Source organism: Herbiconiux sp. FW305-C-125 (assembly GCF_058783455.1).
In genome coordinates this window covers 604048-624150 of record NZ_JBYSYO010000001.1, presented here as the reverse complement: position 1 = coordinate 624150, position 20103 = coordinate 604048, and the positions used below count along the sequence as shown (strand labels likewise).

Here is a 20103-nt window from a genome sequence, read left to right as displayed (position 1 = left end):
CGCTCGAACATCTTTGCTGAGGCGAACCGTCAGCATCTCGCCACTGCCTGCGGGCGGGGCTGTCTGGTGTGATGTCGCTCATGATGAACTTTGTCTCCTTGGTTTATCCGGCCGGGACTCGAGATTGGTTCCTCTTGGGAAGCCGCAGGCCACGAAGGAAGGCACCGTGCGAGGGGCTCTGGAAACAATGTGCCGAACGCCCGGGGCGCTGAGGGCGCGCTCTGATTAAGGCCCTGTCCTTTGGCGTCCTCAACCGTCTGATCGCTCAAGGACGACCCCTGCAATGCAGGCTGGCGTCGTACGGTGCTGCTAGCCTCACAAGAAGTAAGAATGAGGCAGGGAGCTGCGCTTGACGAGCGTGCGTACGGAGACCGAGACGGTCATAAAGCGGATTCTTCCGTACCTTCGGCGTCGGGGCTACGACCCCGAGGTCGACATCGATTTTGAGACTCCTGTTCAGAACCCCGAGCGTTACTCGAAGGGGTATGTCGACCTCCTGGTCAACTGCGGCGCAAAGACGCCGCTGTTCGTTATCGAAGCCAAACGTAACGGCAAGACGCTGACCGCGGCGGACGCGAAGCAAGCTCGTCAGTACGGCTCGTCAGTCAAGGCTCCGTTCGTCGTAGTGACGAATGGATTGATCGTGCAGGTCTTCAACACGGCCACTGGCGAACCTCTCAAATGGAACGGCCGCTTGGCGGACAAGATCCCCAGCCGCGACCAAGTTTCCACGGTGGCTAAGTACCTTCGGCAGAAGAAAGATGCCGTTGACGTGCCCCTGGGCAAGGGCGACGATAGCCTCCCATTCAGACCTGCGCTGCCCCTTAAGCAGTTGAACGAGCTGTTCTCCAGATGCCACAACAAGATCCGCAACATCGAGAAGAACGAGGAGTACGCATTCGCCGATTTCTCAAAGCTCCTCTTCCTGAAATTGCTCGAGGAGAAAAGTGATATTGGCGACTTCGTGTTGCCTTACTCATTCACATTCTGGGAACTGGCAGAGAAACCAGCTGCACAAGCTGACCAGATCAAAAGCTCGATCCTTAACATGCTGAGCGACATCAAGAAGATGGGGTACGGCGACGTCCTCACCGAAGATCTTCACTTGAAGAACCCCGCAACCTACCGCTACATCGTTGGTGAGCTGGCAAAGGTGTCATTCACCGACAGTGATCTCGACGTCAAGGGTACGGCGTTCGAGTACTTTGTTCGAGCCACTCTAAAAGGGAAGAAGCTCGGTCAATACTTCACACCGAGGCCTGTTGTGGAAGTTATGGCGGATTTGGTGGGCAGCACAGGAATTGTGTCATCTATGCTCTCCGGCTCTGAGGTGAGAGTACTTGATCCAGCGTGCGGCACCGGTGGCTTCCTGGTCTATCTACTGAAGTCGAGCATGGCTGATTTGGACAATCTCGTCGCTAAGCGCAAAATCACGCGGGCTGCTCGGGATGACCTGGCAGCAAGATTGAAAAAGGATGTTTTCCACGGTGGCGACGCTAACGACGGGGTAGCGTCCGCCGCCAAGATGAACATGATTATTGCAGGCGACGGACACAACAATATTGTTTGCGAAAACTCTGTGTTGCCGAATGCCTCAATTTGGCCGATCAGCCAGGAGCAGTACGACTACATACTCACCAACCCACCATTCGGAACTGCGGAGGGAGACTCCTTATCCGCGTCGGATGCCGCGCAGTATCCGATCAGCGGCGGTAAGGGTCAGCATCTTTTTCTTCAGCGTATGGTGATGGCGACTAAGCCTGGTGGCTACATCTGCACGGTGATCGATGACGGACTATTGAACACCGATACAGGAGTCGCGTTGCGGCGCTGGATCATGCAAAACGTGGAACTCCGCGCAGTAGTGCAGCTCCCGAGCGATACTTTTAAGCCAAACAAGATCAACGTCCGGTCAAGCCTCCTTCTGATGCGGAAGCGAGACGTTCCCGACATCGACCTCCTCGATACCTACAGTGTTGCGTTTGGGGAGATTGAATCCCTGGGCTACATCGGATCCGGCGAACCGGTACGTGGGTTTGATCTGGAGGCGCTAAAAAAATCCTTCTCCGACGGTCTTCTCGACTCCACGCTTGGTGCGTCTCGTTCAGGTGTTTCTTGGAATGCATTTGATGTCCCGTCGGCTGACCTCGTGGCCGACGGAACCACACGATGGGATCGTAAATATTGGGAGCCTGACGTTCGAGTGCGAATGACGGCTCTCCGAGATGCCGGCGCAAAAACGATTGGTGAATTGAACTCCATTGCAACGCGCCGAGGCAAATCGCCGACGACAAGCTTCTACGTCGACGAATCTGATGGCTACGCAGTAGTGATAAAGGCCGGAAGCTGCATCTCAAAGTTCGGTGAGATCAATCTTGATGGAGCCGACTGGATAGAGAAGGCCGCTTATGACGACACTCTCGACGATGTGAAATTGCACCCCGGAGATGTTCTCGTTGCTTCTACCGGTGACGGCACGTTAGGCAAGGCCACCGTTTGGGATCTTGATCAACCCGCTATCGCGGACGGGCATGTCACGATCGTGAGAATGCCCGCAACCGAGATGGACCCATACTTCCTTGCGGACTATCTACGGGCTGGATTCGGTAATGAGCAGATCCAGCGTCTGTACACAGGTAGCACCGGTCTTATCGAACTGACCCCTGATCACGTCAAACGAATTGTCGTCCCGCTTCTAAGCGACACGAAGGCCCAGCATGTCCTTTCAGACAAGCTGCGCCAGGCAGAGTTGGCGCACCGGGCTCTCGTCACTGATGCAGAGTTAACCCTCAGGCAGGGCCGTTCCGAATTCACGGCGCTGGCCTCGGCCGCGCCGCTCGACTAGGTTGTCGTCCTTCGAGGGAGCCGTCGACGACGTGTGAGGGCGACCAACTTCCGGGTACTCCTCGATCTATTTGCTCGGGCAAGTCCGCTTGTCGTGCCGTGGAAGCCGCAGACGCTGCACACCCCTGCATTGATTGCACTGGGCGGGACCTCTTGTCATGACCTCATTCCTGCAGAGAGACGAGGGCCAGCCGGTCGATTGCATCACTACACTCACGTGGGTTGGATTCCAATATGCGGTTCGGGCCTGTCAGCGCCTTCGCGGTTCAGCGATTGGGACCAATGTTTCGCGACGTCTATGGCGGGCAGCCGTGGCTTTTGCCAAAGGGTGTGCGGCATGCGATGTCGGTGGCACGGTGTATCTCTTGACTGATCGAGTACGTCGCCAGTTTCTGGACATAGGCGTATAATTGAAGATAAATCAAATATGTGAAGGAGAAAGTAATGAGCGAGAACGAATCAAAAGGAAAAGACAAAGACTACGAAATCGTCGTGAACGGTGAACGGCATGAGGTGCACGACGAGACGCTGACGTTCGAACAGATCGTAGCGATTGCTTTTCCGACGCCTCCGAGCGCCGATGCTCGGTTCACAGTGACCTTCCGTGGGGCAAAGAAGCCAAAAGAGGGAAGCCTCAAGCCGGGCGGTCAGGTCGAGATCAAGAAGGACGGCGCCGTCTTTAATGTCACCCCAACCACCAAGTCTTAGTCCAGATCTGCAGAAACTGCAGGACGAGGGCTACGGCATCGAGCTGAGGTCCGGGCACCTTCTCGTAAGCGTTCCTTATGCGAACGCCCAGCGTGAGGTCGCCTGGGGCAAACTGGTGTCGAGCCTTGAGATGGCTGGCGATCAGACGTACCCACCGGATATCCACGTCGCCTACTTCATAGGGGAGACCGTCGATAGTTACCCCTGTGATAGTGACGGAGCTAAGCTGGCGAGCCTGATTCACCATGAAGGGCCCGTCGACCTGGGCAACGGACTGGTTGTCACCTGCGGCTTCTCGCAGCGACCGACCAACGCTCGAAATGACTACAACAACTACTTTGACAAGATGGCGGCCTACGTCGGGATGCTGCAGGCCGAGGCTCAAACCATCGACTCCACGATCTCCTATCGAGATTATCCGCCAATCGAAACGCATCCCGATGACTCGGTATTCAGGTACACGGACTCGGCGACAACACGAGCACGAATAGGCGCTGTCGTCGATCACATTCGCGGTCAACGAATCGCGCTCGTTGGACTAGGCGGGTCCGGTTCCTACATATTGGATGCCGTCGCAAAAACTCCTGTCGCCGAGATCCATCTCTTCGATGACGACACCCTGCTCACCCATAACGCATTTCGCGCGCCAGGTGCTGCCACACTCGAGCAACTCAATGCCCAACCGTCAAAGGTCGAACACCACCGCGCAACGTACGATGCCATGCATCGCCACGTAATCGCTCATCCGGAACGGGTGACCGCTGCCAATGCTAATCAGCTTGTCGATTTCGATTTCGTGTTCATATCCATGGACGCGAGCCCTGACAAACTTGTGGTGTTCCAAACTCTGCAACATAACGACGTGCCGTTCGTGGACACGGGAATGGGGATCTATCAGCGAGGCTCTTCAATTGGTGGGATCCTCCGCACCAGCCTGAGCTCGCCGAATCAAATTGATCCAGCCTGGATCAACAGCGACAGTGAGATCGCGTTTGTCGATGATGGTGACGACGACTACGACCAGAACATACAGATAGCAGAGCTCAACATGCTCAACGCGTCACTCGCGGTCATCATGTGGAAGAAGCACTTCGGCTTCTACTTTGACTTCGAACACGAGCGCTCGAGTAAGTTCACGATCGACGGCAACCATATGCAAAATGAGGTGCCGGCATGATAAAGATCGATCGTCTCGAGCCTGTCTTCGTAGAGTTCGTCCCGAAGGAGTCTGATCTGCAGCCCGGGAAGCTCTACATTTCGATGAAGTACACCACAACGGTTCATCTCTGCGCGAGTGGCTGCGGAATGAAAGTCGTCCTGCCCTTGAATCCGGCGAAATGGCACCTCAAGTTCGATGGCGAATCAGTTTCTTTGTCACCTTCGGTAGGCAACTGGGACTACCCGTGCGAGTCGCATTACTGGATCAGGAACAACAGAATCGACTGGGCTCCCAAATGGGACCGTGCGCGCATCGAGGCTGGCCGCCGCAATGACGAGCGCGACGTCGACGAGTATTTCGATCGATTCAAAATCGAGCCCGTTGAACCTCAAGCGCAGCCGAAGCCCTCGCTTGTTCGGTCGTTTTGGAGGCGGCTTCGCGGACTGAAGTAACTAATGAAGGGAAGGCCGGCGCCCACCTTGTCTTGGACGAACAGCCGCGTTGTGTCGTCGGAGCGCAACAGAGACAGTGGCTGCGGTTACGCCCAGTTGCTCACCAACGTCGGCGAGCGATAGCCCCGAAGAGTAAAGCCGAATGGCTTCTAGCTCCTGTAATTCAGTCAGTCCATCCAGCCGCAGCCGGATACCGCGAGCGCGGAGAGCGCGGCTAACGGTGTGCCGGTTGCAGTCAAAATGTGCCGCAACCTCACGGACCGTCAAGCCCTGAAGGTATAGCTGGACCGCTTCACTACGCTCAATGTCGGTAAGGCGCTTCTGGTGCTGTACCTGCCGCAGCGTTGCTGGTGCCGGTGTGACTGCGGGGGAGTATCGCGAAATTTCACGGATTGCCCCTGTCCTAATGTTCGAAAGCGAACTCTTCAGGACCACCACCGGTCATCACATCACGGGGGAAAATGATGTCTGAAGTCCAGAAGTCCGACGGGTTCTCACGCCGCACCGTGCTGCAGGCGGGTGTCTGGGCGGTTCCGGTGATCGCGGTCGCCGCTGCGGCGCCCGGTGCCGCCGCCTCGGAGGCGGGCGACTTCACCATCTACAACCAGTCGTGGTCGTACTACAGCTTCTCGACCGACTTCCAGGTCATCCGCCTCGTCGTGCAGAACGCGGGCTCGACCGCTCCCACGGGCGGCTTCGTGCAGATCTCCACACCGACGGCATCGGGCCCCTACAACCTCGACCCCTCGCGCACTCAGCCGTTCAGCGACGGCACGGGCACGGCCTGGGTGCTGTTCTTCCCGCTCACGCAACGCCCTGCCAACGACGGCGAGACCCTCACCGGCACCGTCACGCTGCTCGACCTCGGCTCGGTGCCCCTCACCGACATCATCTCCGACATCTGATCGCACCGCCGGCTCAGGCCGGTGCAACGAAAATCTCCGACGCGGAGCCAGGATGATCTGGCTCCGCGTCCGTCGTTAACGGGTATCCGCGGCCCCTTTACCAGACGGGGGCGTTCCATGTCACGTGACTGGAAGTTAACACTCCGGGCGTGACATGGAACGAGGCCGCGGCCTAGCATGGCCGACATGGAACAGCGTGCCATGTCGTACCACTCGCAGGGCCTCGCCCGCGCGCTCGCGGCATTGAAGGCTTTGAGCAAGGCCGAGAAGCCGCTCACCCTGGCCGATCTCTCGCGCGCGCTCGACCTGCCGAAGTCGACGCTCATCCGGCTACTGGCCGTGATGGAGGAGCAGGGTTTCGTGCGGCGCGAGGGTGAGCCTCCGGCCTACTCCATCGGGCACAGCGTGCTCGAGATCGCGGAGGCCTACCGCCCCGCCGACGTCGCCGACGTCGCGGCGCCGTTCATGCGCGACCTCGCGCAAGACCTCGGCTTCACCACGAACCTGGGCGTGCTCGAGGGCCGCTCCGTGCTGCACCTGCACGTCGAGGAGCCCCAGCGGGCACTGCGCTTCGCGGCGAGCGGCACCCTCGACTTCACCTATTGCACCGGCCTCGGCAAGATGCTGATGTCGACCCTGCCGGCCGAGCAGCTCGCCGAGCACCTGCCGCAGGCCGAGCCCTACCTCGAGTTCACGCCGAAGACCATCACCACCCGCGCCGGCATGGAGGCCGAGCTCGCCGCCATCCGCGAGCGCGGCTACAGCCTCGACGACGAGGAGCGCAATCGCGGGGTGATCTGCCTCGCCGTGCTCGTGCCGGTGGCGGGCGCGAAGCCCGTGTCGCTCAGCATCTCGGCGCCCTCGGGCGAGCTGATGCAGCCCGGCGACCAGGAGCGCTGCTACCACGCCGTGCGCGACACGGCGGAGACCCTCGCGGCGAACCCGCGATTCGTGTCGGCACTCGCCGCATTCAACAGCAAGGTGAACAACGGATGATCGTCGATCTGCACAGCCACTGCCACCTGCCCGAGCACTGGGGGCACGAGCACGAGGACCACTGGGAGAGCGCCTACGGTGGCGAGCCCTACCCGGTGGTGACTCCGGCGAGCTTCGATGAGGTGATGACCGAGGGCGGCATCGACGTGGCGGTCACCTTCGGCCTCGCCGCCTCGCAGGCCGGCGTGCGCACCCCGAACGACTACGTCGACGAATTCGTGCAGGCGACCACCACGCCCACCATCGCGTTCACGTCGATCGACCCGCTCGACGGCGACTGGCGCGACCAGCTCGATGACGCGATCGCCCGAGGCTTCGCCGGCATCAAGCTCTACCCGGTGCTCTCGCTGTTCGACCCGGTCGACCCGTCGTTCGACGACTTCTACCGCATCGCGACCGAGAACGGTCTCGTGCTGCTCTGGCACATGGGCGCGACCCCGAGCCCGATCGGCCGCCTCTCGGTGAGCCAGCCGCTCGTCGTCGACGAGGTGGCCCGCCGGCACCCCGATCTGAAGCAGGTGATGGCGCACATGGGTCACCCCTGGCAACGCGACACCAACACGGTGCTGCGGAAGAACCGCAACGTCTACGCCGACGTGTCGGGTGTGCCCTCGCGGCCGATGGATGCCTTCTTCGCGCTGGTCAACGCCCAGGAGTGGCACACCGTCGACAAGCTGCTGTTCGGCTCCGACTACCCGCTCTGGACCCCGGCGGAGGCTCTCGCCAACCTCCGCTCCATCGCCGAGTTCCGGGCCGGCAACCTTCCCTTCGTCACCGCCGAGACGGTGGAGACGATCATCCATCAGGACACCCTCACGCTCCTGGGCCTTCCCGACCCCCGGAAGACCCGGGCGTGAGCCGCGCAACGCAAGGAGAGAGATCCGTGACCACCACCAGGTCGAGCAGCAGCCTCATCGACGAGGCGAATTCGTTGATCCCGGGCGGGGTGAACTCGGCGACCCGCAACATCGGCTACCCCTATGCCTTCAGGCGGGCCGAGGGCGCCTACCTCACCGATCTCGACGGACGCCGATACGTCGACTACCACGCGGCCTTCGGCGCCATCCTGCTCGGGCACTCCGACGAGCGTGTCAACGCGGCGGCCGCGGAGACTCTCGGCCAGATCGATCTCGTCGGCCTCGGCACCACCGAGCTCGAGGTGGAGTGCGCCCGGCTCGTGGCCGAGCTGATCCCGTCGGTCGAGATGTCCATCACCACGATGAGCGGCACCGAGTCGACCTTTCAGGCGGTGCGCCTTGCACGGGGAGTGACAGGCCGCAAGTACCTGCTGAAGTTCCAGGGCTGCTTCCACGGCTGGCACGACGCCGTGGCCCGCAACGTCGCGTCACCCGCCGACAAGCTGTACCGGCGCGACCCGCTCTCCTCGGGCATCCTCGACGACGCGCTCGACTCGACGCTGGTGGCCGAGTTCAACGACCTCGAGTCGGTGAAGGAGCTCTACGAGCGCTACCCCGACCAGATCGCCGCCGTCATCCTCGAGCCCGTGCCGCACAACGTCGGTGCGCTGCTGCCCGAGCAGTCCTTCCTCGAGGGGTTGCGCGAGATCACCCGCGCCAACGGTTCCGTGCTCATCTTCGACGAGGTGATCACCGGCTTCCGGCACGCGCCCGGCGGCTACCAGCAGATCGCCGGCGTCACGCCCGACCTCACCACCTACGGCAAGTCGATGGGCAACGGGTTCGCCGTCGCCGGCATGGGCGGCAGCGTCGAACTCATGTCGCAGTTCAGTTCCGCCAAGGGCGACGTGCTGCTGGCCGGCACCTTCAACGGCAACCCGGTCTCGATGGCCGCGGCGATCGAGACGATGAAGCTGATCAGCGACCCTGAGGTCGGCTTCCACGACCACGTCTACCGGCTCGGCGACCGGATGCGCGCGGGGCTCCGGGAGATCACCGAGCGCCACTCCATCCCCGCCGTCGTCACGGGCATCGGCTCGGTGTTCATCACGTACTTCCTGGAGGGCGAGGTGCGCGGGTACAAGGATCTGCTGCGCAACAACGACCGTGCCTACGCGATGTTCCACCGCCGCATGACCGACGCGGGCTTCGTGATGTACCCGATGACCCTGAAGCGCAACCACATCTCGGGCGCGCACACCGATGCCGACATCGACGCCACGCTCGAGGCGGCCGACGAGGTGCTCGGCGCGATGGCCAAGGAGGGCGTGTTCGCATGAGCGCGCGCCGGGTTCTCATCGTCGGGGCGGGGGTGATCGGCCGCCGTCACGCCACCGCTGTGCTGCGCGGCGGCGACACCGTGACCGCCGTCGTCGACGCGGACCCGGAGCGTGGCCGAGCCTTCGCCACGGAGTTCGGCGGCGACGCCTTCGCGTCGCTCGACCTGCTCGAGGCGCGGCAGCTCGCCGACACCGCGGTCATCGCCACGCCCTCGCCCGCGCATCACGCTCAGTCGGTGCAGCTGCTCGCCGAGGGTCTCGACGTGCTGGTCGAGAAACCGCACCGCGTGCCGGGGCAGCCGGCGGCCGAGCTCGCCCGCGCTGCCGCGGCGGGTGGCGGCCGCTACGTCGTCGGCATGACCACCCGGCACTGGCCGGGGGTGCGCGCGCTCGCCGCCGCCGTGCACGACGGCGCGCTCGGTCGGGTGCTCGCCTACGACGACCGGATGCACTTCCGCCTCGGCCCGGACGACCTCCCGCCGTGGTACTTCGACCCGGCCAGGAGTGGCGGCGGCATCCTGCTCACCAACGGCGTGCACGCGCTCGACCGTGCCCGCGCCGTGCTCGGCTCGGCGCTCACCGTCGACGGCGCCCGCCTCACCACGGTGTTCCCCGGCCACGGCTGCGAAGACTCCGCCGAACTCGACCTGCACGCCGGTGACGGCACGCGGGTGCGCGTGAGCCTGCTCTGGTCGCCGGTCGTGCCGCTCGGCGCCGGTCTCCAGGTCACCGGCAGCGCGGGCGTGGCCCGGGTGGAGACGGACGGCTCGTGGCGCATCCGCACCGCCGATGACGAGTCCGGCGGGCCGGCCCTCGTCGACGACGACGAGCCGTTCGCCCGGCAGTGGGAGGCGTTCCGCGAGGGCGAACCCGGGTTCGGCCTCGACGACCTCGAGCCCACTCTCGCCCTGATCGAGCGCATCTACCGGGAGGAGCGGCGATGAGCGGCGACGTGACGATTCTGCTCTACCCCTGGGACGTCGTGGCCGAGGGCGTCGACGCCGTCGTCGACAGCATCGCCGCGACCGGCGTCCGGCGGCTGCAGATCGCGACCGCCTACCACTCGGCCGAGGTCATCTCCCCGCGGCGGACGAACCGGGTGTTCTCCGTGGCCGAGGCCAACACCGCGCACACACCCCTGGCGCTGCCCGGAGGGTTCTCCGACCTGGCGCTGCCGCCGTCGTCGATCGCGACGGAGCGTCCGGAGCTCTTCGCCGAGCTGAAGACCGCCGCCGAGGGGCGCGGTCTCGCGCTCGACGGCTGGGTGGTCGCGTTGCACAACAGCACGCTCGCCACCGATCGGCCGGACGCGGCGATCCGGTCCGCGTTCGGCGACCGGTTCACCCACGGGCTGTGCCCTGCGAATCCGCTGGTCCGGCGGTACGTGCGCGAGCTGTTCGCCGGGGTGGTCGGCACCGGGCTGTTCGATCGCGTGCTGGCCGAGAGCATCTCCTACCTGCTGCACGGCCACGGGCATCCGCATGAGCTGTGGGGAGCGCGGCTGGACGTGACCACGAAGTACCTGTTCTCGCTGTGCTTCTGCGAGCACTGCGTGCGCCGCGGCCAGGATGCCGGCATCGACGTCGAGGCGCTGCGCACCCTCGTGGCGGCGGAGCTGTCACGCACCTGGAACGCGCCGTACTCGGCCCCCCGGACCCCCGACGACGGGGTCGAGCTCGCCTCGCTGCTCGTCAGCTGGCCCGACCTCATGGCTTACACCCGGATGCGGCTCGACACGGTGACCTCGCTCGTCACCGAGGTCGAGGAGCTCTGTCGCGCCGGCGCGGTGGAGCTCGACGTGAGCGCCGCCGTCTGGGGCCGCCCCGCACCCCTCAATTGGCTCGAGGGCGTCGACGTGAGCGCGACCCTGCGGGTCGCCGACGGCTTCGTGCTGGAGAGCTACTACGAGTCGGCGGCCGACGTGGTGCGCGAGCTCGACCACACCGCGGCGCTCGCACAGGCGGTGGGGGAGCAGGCGGCCGAACTCACCGTCGCGCTGACGCTCTGGGAGAGCCACCACGGCACCGCCGACGGTCTGCTCGGCAAGGTGCGCGCCGCGCGGGAGGCCGGCGCCGCCCGGCTCGCCCTCTACAACTACTCGACTGCGAGTGATCGCAGCTACGCCTGGATTCCCGACGCCGTCGGCGAGTTCAGCGGGAGACCGTCATGACCGCACGGTCGTCGGCCCGCAGCTGTCCCACCCCGTGTCATCCATTCCATCGATCCGAAAGAGGCAGAAAGTGACCATCCACGCACGTTCCGCGCGAGCGGCCGCCGTCGCGGCACTCGCCATCGGCGCGCTGACCCTCAGCGCCTGCTCCGCATCCACGCCCGGTTCCACCTCGAGCGCGGGTTCGGTGAAGGACCAGGTCGTGGTCGCCCTCCCCGGCGACATCGACAACTTCGACCCGCACACCAATCAGCTCATCACCTACCAGTACGCGGTGAAGGACCTCGTGTTCTCGAGCCTCGTGAAGTACGACGAGAACCTCGAGGTGGTGCCCGACCTCGCCGAGTTCAGCGTGAACGACGACGCCACCGTGTTCACCTTCACGCTCGACCCCGACGCGGAGTTCCAGGACGGCACGAAGGTCGACGCCGCCGCGGTGGTCGACTCGCTGAAGCGCGCGGCCGGCTCGGCCGACTCGATCTGGGCCCCCCGACTGGCGGATGTCGCGAGCTACGACACCCCCGACGACGGGACGGTCGTCATCACCCTGAACAGCCCGAATGCGGCGTTCCTGGCCGGCCTCGTCGACATCTCGATCCTCGCTCCGGGGAGCTTCGACGACGCGAAGTCGAAGCCCGTCGGTTCGGGCCCGTACTCCTTCGTCTCGTGGGAGCCGAACAAGCAGATCACGCTGGAGCGCTTCGACGACTACTTCGGCGGCGCTGCGCCCACGAAGACCATCATCGAGCAGCCGATCACCGACCAGCAGGTCGCTCTCAACAACCTCTACAGCGGCAGCGTCGACATCATCGCCAGCGCCTCCTCGGCCACCACGGCACAGGTCGACAGCTCGCGGGCCGAGGTGGTGACGCCGTCGACCTCGAACAGCATGGACCTGATCGAGTTCAACTCCTCGGGCAAGCTCGCCGACCCGCGGGTGCGCCAGGCGCTCGCCCTCGCGCTCGACAAGGACTCGGTGCAGAAGATCGCCTACGGCGGTGGCGGGAGCACGACCGCCAGCCCGCTGCCGGAGAGCAGCTGGGCCTACGCCGAGCAGAACGGCTACGACTACGACCTCGACAAGGCGAAGGCCCTGCTCGCGGAGGCCGGCGCATCCGATCTCTCCTTCACCCTGGAACTCCTCAGCGGATTCCCGCAGGCCGAGCAGATGGCCCGGGTGTGGCAGGAGTCGCTCGCCCAGATCGGCGTCACCATGACGCCGCGGGTGAGTGAGCTCTCGGTCTGGCTCGACGCCTACACCTCCCGCAACTACGACGCGATCTGGAACAGCTTCAACGTGGGCGGCGACCCGAACTCGTTCTTCGACGTGATCATGACCCCGCACCTGGCCGACGACTACCCGAACAGCCAGGTGAAGGACCTCGTGGCCCAGGCCGTCGCCACCTCCGACGAGGATGCGCGCAAGAAGATCTACGCACAGCTGCAGGAGATCATCGTCGACGAGCTGCCGGTCATGGTGATCGAGTGGGCGCCGGTGGCCTCCATCGCCGGCAAGGACGTGACCGGGTACGCGATGAACCCGCTCGGCTGGGCCCTGCTCGGCCAGGTCGCGGTCAGCAAGTAGCACGGGCGGAAGACGGGGAACGACATGAAGAGAAAGCAGCTGGCGCGACGCATCGGGTTTCAGGCCCTGCGGCTCGTGTTCATCCTGTGGCTGGTGTCGATCCTCGTCTTCCTCGCCCTGCGCCTCACGCCCGGCGACCCGGCGGTGCTGCTGCTGGGCCCCCAGGCCGGGCGGCCGGATGCTGCTGAGGCGCTCGCCGCGCTGCGGCAGCAGATGGGCCTCGACCAGCCCTGGGTGGTGCAGTACGGCATCTGGCTCGGCAACATCCTCACCGGGAACCTCGGCGTCTCGAGCCGCAACGACGTGTCGGTGGTGCAGCTGATCCTGGGTGCGGTGCCGAGCACCCTCTGGCTGATCGTGCTCTCGGTCGTCATCTCGGTGCCGCTGTCGATCCTGCTCGGCATGTGGGCGGCGCGGCACCGCAACGGCATCGTCGACCGCGTCGTGCGCACCGTCACCACTTTGGCCATCGCCATCCCGGCGGTGTGGCTGGGGCTCCTGCTGATCATCCTGTTCTCGGTCACGCTGCGGGTGCTGCCCTCGGGCGGGTACGTGGCACCGACCGACGACCCGCTCGGCTTCGTCACGAGCATGGTCCTGCCGGTCACCACCCTCTCCATCTTCCTCACGGGTGTGCTCACCCGGTTCGTCTACGCGGAGGCCTCCGACGTGCTGCGTCAGGACTACATGCGCACCGCGACCGCCATGGGCATCTCGCCGCGCCGCCGGTTGTTCGCCTACGCCACGAAGAACGCGGTGCTGCCGATGATCACCATCGTCGGCGTGCAGATCTCCGCGCTCATCGGCGGCGCCGTGCTGGTCGAGGCCGTGTTCGGGCTCGGCGGGCTCGGGCAGCTTCTGCTCAGCAGCGTGCTGAACCGCGACTACCAGGTCGTGCAGGGGGCGGTGCTGCTCACCACGGTGGTGGTGCTCGTCGTCGGCTTCCTCTCCGACATCGCCTACCGCCTGGTCGACCCGAGGATCGCCCGATGATCGCCCGCTTCGGCCGCCGCGTCGCCGCGCTGGGCCCTGCCCGGCTGGCGCTGCTCGTCATCGGCCTGATCGTGCTGCTGATGGCGCTCTGGCCCCAGCTGTTCACACCGTACCTCCCGACCACCATCGACGCGGACGCCATCCTGCAACCGCCGTCGTTCGCGCATCCGCTCGGCACCGATGAGGCGGGCGCGGATGTCTGGGCGCGCATCGTGTACGCCACGCGACTCGAGCTAGTGGTCGCGGTGGGCAGCCTCGTGATCGCCCTCGTGATCGGCATCCCCACCGGCTTGCTCGCCGGCTACGGCGGCCGCCTGGTCGACGGAGCGCTCTCGGGTGTCTCGTCGGCGACGCTCGCGTTCCCGCTCATCCTCTTCGCCATTCTCATGGTGGCGAGCTTCGGCACCACGGCGGTGACCCTCGTCGGCATCATCGGATTCCTGTTCTTCCCGCGCATCTTCCTGCTCGTGCGGGCGCAGACGCTCGCCCTGCGGCAGCGCGAGTTCGTGCTCGCCGCGCACGTCACGGGCATCTCGCCGGCGCGCAACCTCGCGCGGCACATCCTGCCCAACGCCGCCGGGCCGCTGCTGACCCTCATCCCGCAGCTGATGGCCGAGGCCATCCTGATCGAGGCCGGGCTCAGTTACCTCGGGCTCGGCGTGCAGCTGCCGGCCGCCACCTGGGGCACCATCCTGCAGTCGTCGAAGAACTACTACGTCACCGCGCCGAGTTACGCGATCGCGGCGGGCCTGGCCATCACGCTCGCCTCGGCCCTCCTGATGTTCGCGGGCGAACTGGTGGCGGAGTCGTCGAACCCGATGCGACGGCGGCGGCGATCATGAGGGAGGACGACGTGATGACGTCAGCTGCACGGCCGGGGCCCGGCGGGGCGGCGCTGCTCGAGGTGGACGACCTCACGGTGCGTTACCCGGGCGCCGCGGGCAACGCGGTCGAGGGTGTCAGCATCAGCCTGCAGCCCGGCGAGACGCTGGGCCTGGTGGGCGAGTCGGGCTCGGGCAAGTCGTCGGTGGCGCGCTCGGTGCTGGGTCTGCACGAGAGCAGCGGATCGATCCGGTTCGAGGGGGTGGAGTTGTCGTCGCTCGGCCGGCGCCCGATGCGGGCCGTGCGCGCTCGGCTCCAGATGATCTTCCAAGACCCCTACGGCACGCTCGACCCGCGGATGACGGTGGGCCGGCAGATCGCCGAACCGCTGCGGGTGCACCGGGTGTGCCCGCCGCGCGAGGTGCCCGCCCGGGTGGGCGACCTGCTCGACCGGGTGGGCCTCGACCCGGCGATGGCGGTGCGCTACCCGCACGAGTTCTCGGGTGGCCAACGTCAGCGCATCGCCATCGCCCGGGCCATCGGACTCTCGCCGAGTCTCATCGTCTGCGACGAACCGACCTCGGCTCTCGACGTCTCGGTGCAGGCGCAGATCATCGCCCTGCTACAGGATCTGCAGCGCACGACGGGGGTCGCCTACCTGTTCATCGCCCACAACCTCGGCGTCATCCGCGAGATCTCCGACCGGGTCGCCGTGATGTACCGCGGTCGGATCGTCGAGACGGGGCCGGTCGACGAGGTGTTCGACCATCCGCAGCATCCGTACACCCAGGCGCTGCTGCGTGCGGTGCTCGAACCCGACCCGGCATCCCGGCACGCGCCGCCGGTGCCGCTGGAGTTCGTGGAACCCGGGGTCGAGCCCGTCACGTCGGGGAGGGAATCGTGAGCGACGATCTGCTGCACATCGAGAACCTCAGCATCGCCTTCGGCGACGCGCCGCCGGTCGTGCGGGGGGTCGACATCGTGGTGCCGCGCGGCCGGCGGGTCGGCATCATCGGCGAGTCCGGCTCGGGCAAGTCGGTGTCGGCGATGTCGGTGCTGCGACTCAACGACGAGAAGATGATGCGCTACGGCGCCGGCTCGGCCATCCGCTTCGACGGGGTCGACCTGCTCGCGGCCAGACCCGCCGTGGTGAACGCCGTGCGCGGGTCGGAGATCTCGATGATCTTCCAGGACCCGTCCACCACGTTGAACCCGGTGTTCCGCATCGGCAAGCAGATCGTCGACGTGCTGCTGACGCACCGGCCGATGCCCAAGGCCGAGGCGAAGAAGCTCGTGATCGCGAGCCTCGACAGTGTCGGCATCCGTGACAGCGAGCGGGTGTACCGCAGCTACCCGCACCAGTTGAGCGGCGGGATGCGCCAGCGCGCCATGATCGCGATGGCCACCGCCGCGCGACCGCGGCTGCTGATCGCCGACGAACCGACCTCGGCGCTCGACGTCACCGTGCAGGCGGCGGTGCTCGACACCCTCGGCGCGCTGGCGGACGAGCGGGGCATGTCGGTGCTGATGATCACCCACGACATGGGTGTGGTGGCGCGGTTCTGCGACGACGTGTACGTGATGTACGCCGGCCAGGTGGTTGAGTCGGGTCTCGTGGCCGACGTGCTGGTGCGGCCGCAGCACGAGTACACCCAGCGATTGCTCGCGGCGGTGCCGCGGGTGCGGACGGTGGGGTGAGGATGGCGTCGTTCGCGCTCGTGGGCGGGCTCGTGGCCGACGGCGGCGGAGGAGCGCCGGTGCGCGCCGACGTGCTCGTGCGGGACGGACGGGTCGAGGCGGTCGTGCCGGGCGCGGCCGAGGCCGCCGCGGGTGCTGCCGCGCGCTACCCCGACCACGCGAGCATCGACTGCCGCGGGCGCATCGTGGCGCCCGGCTTCGTCGACGTGCACTGCCACTCCGACCTCAGCCTCCTGGCCTACCCGGACAACGCCAGCCGGGTGACCCAGGGCGTCACCACCGAGGTGGTGGGCAACTGCGGCATGTCGCCCGCGCCGACGGGCGGCGATGCGGCGGGGCTCGCCGCGGTCATCGGCCCCGTCGACGTGGTGCCCGATCTGCCGCGGCCGTGGGCGGATGTCGCGGGCTGGCTCGACGCCCTCGACCGCACGCCGACCGCCACCAACGTCGTCGCCCAGCTCGGGCACGGGTCGGCGCGGTTCGCCGTGGCGGGGGCGCAGGCGCATCCGCTCGACGCCGCGACCGCCGACGCCCTGGAGCGCGAACTCGAGCGAGCGCTCGATGCGGGGTGCGCCGGGCTCAGCCTCGGCCTGATGTACGCGCCGGGTGAGGGCGCCGACCACGCGGAGCTGGCCCGGGTCGGGCGGGTCGCCGCCCGGCGCGGCGTGCTCCTGTCGGCGCACCTGCGCGACTACTCGGGCGAGCGGCTCGCCGAGTCGGTCGAGGAGGTGCTGCGGGTGGCCGAGGAGACCGGCGCACGGGTGCAGATCTCGCACCTGCGCCGCACCGGTCAAGGCGGGGACTTCGCGGCGGTACTCGAGCGGATCGAGCGGGCTCGTGCATTCGTCGATGTCGAAGCGGATGCGTATCCGTACGTCTCGGGGCACACCAATCTCGTCCAGCTGCTGCCGACCGAGGTGCGCGGGCTCGGGCCGGCCGCCATCACCGAGCTCTGCCGGAGCGCGCCGGAGCAGGTCGCCCGAATTCTGCGCGGAGCCGGATACCGGCCCGATCAGCTCGTGATCATGAAGGCGCCGCAGACCCCGGAGGACTCCGGGCTGGGTGTCGAGCAGGTCTCAGGCGACCCCTGGCGGTGGCTGGTGGCGCTGCTGGTCGCCAACGAGAGCAACGTCGACGTCGCGGTCGAGAGCGGGCGCTGGGCCGACGTGCAGCTCGCCCTGGCGACCCCGTGGGTGAGCATCGCCTCCGACGGCGCGGCGCTCTCGGCGGGGCACCGGTCATCCGTGCCGCATCCGCGGTCGTGGGGGTCGTTTCCGGCGGCATACCGCTTGCTGCGGGCCGCAGGAGTCGACACGGGCGAGGCGGTGCGCCGCATGACGGATGCCCCCGCCGCCCGGGTGGGTCGCTCCGCGCGCGTGCTGCCGGGCGCCGCCGCCGACCTCGTGGTCTTCGACGACCAGGCCTTCGCCGCTCGCGCCGACTACGCGACGCCCGCCCTGCCCGCGACCGGCATCGATCACGTGTTCGTGGCCGGCGTGCCCGTGCTCACGCACGAGACCCCGACCGGCCGCCGGCCCGGGCAACTGCTCCGGCACGGAGCGACCCCAGGCTCGTGACCATCCGCGGCGTCCGCCGCCTGAACCACCCGCGGCCCGTGCCGCCCATCGAAAGGAACACCATGCTCGAACCGGTCTTCACCCCCGCCGCCCCGCCCACGGCCGGCCCTTACTCGCCCGGCATCGTGCACGGCGACCTGCTCTTCCTCGCCGGGCAGGGGCCGTTCGACGCCGCCGGCAACCGGGTGGGCGACACCTTCGCCGACCAGGTGCGCCAGACCTTCAGCAACCTGCAGGCGGTGGCCGAGGCGGCCGGCGGCACGCTGCACGATGCGGTGCGCATCGGCGTCTACCTGAAAGACCTGGCCGACTTCGCGGTGCTGAACGAGGTGTCGAAGGAGTTCCTCACGGAGCCCTATCCGGCCCGCACGACCATCCGCGTGGGCCTCAGCGGCTTCGACATCGAGATCGACGCCGTCGTGGCCCTGCCGGCCGACCGCTCGTAGCCTGCGGCCCCGGACAACTCCAAACGAGGAGCAGACCGCGGCGCTCAGCGGCGCCACTGCCCGTGAGGTTTGGAGTTGTCCGCGCTCGAGCCCCCTGCTCGCAGCAGTCAGGGCCGCCACGGGAGGGGGGCGCCGCCGTACTTCGCGGCGCGCACGTCGCCCGAGCGGGCGTGCCCCTCGAACTTCTCCACCCGCGCGGCCCGCCCGCAGAGCTCGCCGAGGAAAGCGGAGGACGCCGGGTCGACGACCTCCTGGTAGGTCACCGTCTTGAGGTACTTGCCCACCCACAAGCCGCCGGTGTACCGCGCGGCACCGCGCGTGGGCAGCACGTGGTTGGTGCCGATGACCTTGTCGCCGTAGGAGACGCAGGTGCCCTCGCCGAGGAAGAGGGCGCCGTAGTCGTGCATCCGCTCGAGGGCCAGGCGTGGCCGGGTGGTGAGGATCTGCACGTGCTCGAAGGCGTACTCGTCGGCCAGGGCGAAGGCGTCGTCGAGCGAGTCGACCACGTGCACCGCGCCCCAGTCGCGCCAGGCCGGTTCGGCGTAGTCGCGGGTGGGCATGGTGGGCAGCAGCTCGTCGATGTGCATCAGCACGGCGCGGGCGAGTTCGTCGCTCGTCGTGATGAGCACGGCGGGGGAATCGGGGCCGTGCTCGGCCTGCGAGAGCAGGTCGACGGCCACGATGAAGGGATCGGCCGTCTCGTCGGCGACGACGAGCACCTCCGTTGGCCCGGCGAACAGGTCGATGCCCACCTCGCCGAACAGCTGGCGCTTGGCCTCGGCCACGAACGCGTTGCCGGGCCCGGCGATCAGGTCGACCGGGGCGATCGACTCGGTGCCGACCGCCATCGCGGCCACCGCCTGCACCCCGCCGAGCAGCAGGATCTCGTCGGCGCCGGCCAACCGCATCGCCGCCACCGTCGCATCCGGCACCTCGCCGTGGATGAGCGGCGTGCACGCGATCACCCTCGGCACGCCCGCGACCTTGGCGGTCACGATGGTCATGTGCGCACTGGCGAGCAGCGGGTACTTGCCGCCCGGGATGTAGGCGCCGGCGGCGGAGACCGGGATGTTCTTCTGCCCGAGCAGCACGCCCGGCAGGGTCTCGATCTCGAAGTCCTGCAGCGCGGCGCGCTGGCGTTCGGCCATCGTGCGCACCTGCTGCTGCACGAAGCGGATGTCGGCGAGCGTCTGCTCGGGCACCCGCGCCACGATCTCGTCGAGCTCGGCTTCGGTCAGCCGGAACGTCTCGGGAGCGTGGCCGTCGAAGCGCTGCGAGTACTCCCGCACGGCGGCGTCGCCGCGGGAGCGGATGTCGGCGATGATCCCCTCGACCGTCGCGCGCACCTCGGGGGTGCTGCCGCGCTGCGTGTCGGAGGCCGCCGGGGCTTTCAGCAGGCGGCCGGCTCGGGGGCTCGATGTGGCGGGGGTGCGCATCCGTGTCTCCTCGGTGAGTGCTGAGCCGGCGTCGTCACCGGCGTCTCGGTCGGTAGCGTATACGTATGCACGACTAGGATCAAGCACGCGGCGGGCCCGGCGCGGGCGCGCCGGA

At 66.6% G+C, this 20103-nt stretch carries 19 protein-coding genes; 17 read left to right on the top strand and 2 right to left on the bottom strand.

Translation table 11 applies throughout. From position 1 onward, the window contains the following. The first annotated feature begins 358 nt into the window (after nt 1–358). The 4 genes from AC3WLB_RS03195 (at nt 359) to AC3WLB_RS03180 (ending at nt 5163) form a co-directional block, all read left to right on the top strand. A complete protein-coding gene (locus AC3WLB_RS03195; protein ID WP_492504656.1) occupies nt 359–2845 on the top strand; it encodes an N-6 DNA methylase in 2487 nt (828 codons plus the stop codon). 443 nt (nt 2846–3288) lie between these two features. Continuing rightward, nucleotides 3289–3552, top strand: a complete 264-nt coding sequence (locus AC3WLB_RS03190) for a multiubiquitin domain-containing protein (protein WP_492503205.1) — start codon at nt 3289–3291, stop codon at nt 3550–3552. Beyond that, nucleotides 3527–4729 carry a ThiF family adenylyltransferase gene (locus AC3WLB_RS03185; protein ID WP_492503204.1) on the top strand — a complete coding sequence of 401 codons (1203 nt, stop codon included), beginning with the start codon at nt 3527–3529 and terminating at the stop codon, nt 4727–4729. The genes AC3WLB_RS03190 and AC3WLB_RS03185 overlap by 26 nt, the downstream gene beginning before the upstream one ends. Beyond that, nucleotides 4726–5163: a ubiquitination-like system serine protease family protein gene (locus tag AC3WLB_RS03180; RefSeq protein ID WP_492503202.1), complete on the top strand. Its 438-nt coding sequence runs from the start codon at nt 4726–4728 to the stop codon at nt 5161–5163. The genes AC3WLB_RS03185 and AC3WLB_RS03180 overlap by 4 nt, the downstream gene beginning before the upstream one ends. On the opposite strand, the gene AC3WLB_RS03175 is transcribed toward AC3WLB_RS03180, so the two are convergent. Then, nucleotides 5164–5598: a helix-turn-helix domain-containing protein gene (locus tag AC3WLB_RS03175; RefSeq protein WP_492504654.1), complete on the bottom strand. Its 435-nt coding sequence runs from the start codon at nt 5596–5598 to the stop codon at nt 5164–5166. It abuts the gene before it with no gap. A gap of 29 nt (nt 5599–5627) precedes the next feature. Here AC3WLB_RS03175 and AC3WLB_RS03170 point away from each other — a divergent pair, with 29 nt between their 5' ends. The 13 genes from AC3WLB_RS03170 to AC3WLB_RS03110 all read left to right on the top strand — a co-directional run bounded on the left by AC3WLB_RS03170 (nt 5628) and on the right by AC3WLB_RS03110 (nt 18552). Next, complete coding sequence (locus AC3WLB_RS03170; protein WP_492503200.1) at nt 5628–6068, top strand: hypothetical protein; 441 nt, start codon at nt 5628–5630, stop codon at nt 6066–6068. A 186-nt stretch (nt 6069–6254) separates the two neighbouring features. Next, entirely contained in the window at nt 6255–7064 is an 810-nt protein-coding gene (locus AC3WLB_RS03165; protein ID WP_492503198.1) for an IclR family transcriptional regulator, read from the top strand. After that, complete coding sequence (locus AC3WLB_RS03160; protein WP_492503196.1) at nt 7061–7921, top strand: amidohydrolase family protein; 861 nt, start codon at nt 7061–7063, stop codon at nt 7919–7921. The genes AC3WLB_RS03165 and AC3WLB_RS03160 overlap by 4 nt, the downstream gene beginning before the upstream one ends. Before the next feature lie 26 nt (nt 7922–7947). Then, the gene (locus AC3WLB_RS03155) at nt 7948–9261 is read left to right on the top strand and encodes an aspartate aminotransferase family protein (RefSeq protein ID WP_492503194.1); all 1314 of its coding nucleotides are present in this window, start codon (nt 7948–7950) and stop codon (nt 9259–9261) included. After that, nucleotides 9258–10205, top strand: a complete 948-nt coding sequence (locus AC3WLB_RS03150) for a Gfo/Idh/MocA family protein (protein WP_492503192.1) — start codon at nt 9258–9260, stop codon at nt 10203–10205. The genes AC3WLB_RS03155 and AC3WLB_RS03150 overlap by 4 nt, the downstream gene beginning before the upstream one ends. Then, nucleotides 10202–11431, top strand: coding sequence for a hypothetical protein (locus AC3WLB_RS03145; protein ID WP_492503190.1), 1230 nt, complete (start codon nt 10202–10204; stop codon nt 11429–11431). Before AC3WLB_RS03150 ends, AC3WLB_RS03145 begins: the two co-directional genes overlap by 4 nt. Nucleotides 11432–11501: 70 nt before the next feature. Next, entirely contained in the window at nt 11502–13016 is a 1515-nt protein-coding gene (locus tag AC3WLB_RS03140) for an ABC transporter substrate-binding protein (RefSeq protein ID WP_492503188.1), read from the top strand. 24 nt (nt 13017–13040) lie between these two features. After that, nucleotides 13041–14009 (top strand): ABC transporter permease, encoded by a 969-nt coding sequence (locus AC3WLB_RS03135; protein ID WP_492503186.1) that lies wholly within the window; start codon nt 13041–13043, stop codon nt 14007–14009. Beyond that, a complete protein-coding gene (locus AC3WLB_RS03130) occupies nt 14006–14851 on the top strand; it encodes an ABC transporter permease (RefSeq protein ID WP_051047761.1) in 846 nt (281 codons plus the stop codon). The genes AC3WLB_RS03135 and AC3WLB_RS03130 overlap by 4 nt, the downstream gene beginning before the upstream one ends. A 14-nt stretch (nt 14852–14865) precedes the next feature. Then, nucleotides 14866–15735 (top strand): ABC transporter ATP-binding protein, encoded by an 870-nt coding sequence (locus tag AC3WLB_RS03125; RefSeq protein WP_085961975.1) that lies wholly within the window; start codon nt 14866–14868, stop codon nt 15733–15735. Further along, on the top strand, nt 15732–16529 hold the full coding sequence (locus tag AC3WLB_RS03120; protein WP_492503183.1) for an ABC transporter ATP-binding protein: 798 nt from the start codon (nt 15732–15734) through the stop codon (nt 16527–16529). Before AC3WLB_RS03125 ends, AC3WLB_RS03120 begins: the two co-directional genes overlap by 4 nt. Before the next feature lie 2 nt (nt 16530–16531). Next, nucleotides 16532–18106 (top strand): N-acyl-D-amino-acid deacylase family protein, encoded by a 1575-nt coding sequence (locus AC3WLB_RS03115; RefSeq protein WP_492503181.1) that lies wholly within the window; start codon nt 16532–16534, stop codon nt 18104–18106. Between the two features lie 62 nt (nt 18107–18168). Beyond that, a complete protein-coding gene (locus AC3WLB_RS03110) occupies nt 18169–18552 on the top strand; it encodes a RidA family protein (protein ID WP_492503179.1) in 384 nt (127 codons plus the stop codon). A gap of 107 nt (nt 18553–18659) precedes the next feature. Here AC3WLB_RS03110 and hisD read toward each other — a convergent pair whose 3' ends face one another. Continuing rightward, a complete protein-coding gene (gene hisD / locus AC3WLB_RS03105; RefSeq protein ID WP_492503177.1) occupies nt 18660–19988 on the bottom strand; it encodes a histidinol dehydrogenase in 1329 nt (442 codons plus the stop codon). Nucleotides 19989–20103: the final 115 nt, after the last annotated feature.

Coding starts and splice junctions, on each gene's coding strand:
- AC3WLB_RS03160 (WP_492503196.1), top strand. CDS start 7,061: ATGATCGTCGATCTGCACAGCCACTGCCACCTGCCCGAGCACTGGGGG.
- AC3WLB_RS03150 (WP_492503192.1), top strand. CDS start 9,258: ATGAGCGCGCGCCGGGTTCTCATCGTCGGGGCGGGGGTGATCGGCCGC.
- AC3WLB_RS03135 (WP_492503186.1), top strand. CDS start 13,041: ATGAAGAGAAAGCAGCTGGCGCGACGCATCGGGTTTCAGGCCCTGCGG.
- AC3WLB_RS03125 (WP_085961975.1), top strand. CDS start 14,866: ATGACGTCAGCTGCACGGCCGGGGCCCGGCGGGGCGGCGCTGCTCGAG.
- AC3WLB_RS03170 (WP_492503200.1), top strand. CDS start 5,628: ATGTCTGAAGTCCAGAAGTCCGACGGGTTCTCACGCCGCACCGTGCTG.
- AC3WLB_RS03185 (WP_492503204.1), top strand. CDS start 3,527: ATGTCACCCCAACCACCAAGTCTTAGTCCAGATCTGCAGAAACTGCAG.
- AC3WLB_RS03145 (WP_492503190.1), top strand. CDS start 10,202: ATGAGCGGCGACGTGACGATTCTGCTCTACCCCTGGGACGTCGTGGCC.
- AC3WLB_RS03110 (WP_492503179.1), top strand. CDS start 18,169: ATGCTCGAACCGGTCTTCACCCCCGCCGCCCCGCCCACGGCCGGCCCT.
- AC3WLB_RS03190 (WP_492503205.1), top strand. CDS start 3,289: ATGAGCGAGAACGAATCAAAAGGAAAAGACAAAGACTACGAAATCGTC.
- AC3WLB_RS03115 (WP_492503181.1), top strand. CDS start 16,532: ATGGCGTCGTTCGCGCTCGTGGGCGGGCTCGTGGCCGACGGCGGCGGA.
- AC3WLB_RS03130 (WP_051047761.1), top strand. CDS start 14,006: ATGATCGCCCGCTTCGGCCGCCGCGTCGCCGCGCTGGGCCCTGCCCGG.
- AC3WLB_RS03165 (WP_492503198.1), top strand. CDS start 6,255: ATGGAACAGCGTGCCATGTCGTACCACTCGCAGGGCCTCGCCCGCGCG.
- AC3WLB_RS03180 (WP_492503202.1), top strand. CDS start 4,726: ATGATAAAGATCGATCGTCTCGAGCCTGTCTTCGTAGAGTTCGTCCCG.
- hisD (WP_492503177.1), bottom strand. CDS start 19,988: ATGCGCACCCCCGCCACATCGAGCCCCCGAGCCGGCCGCCTGCTGAAA.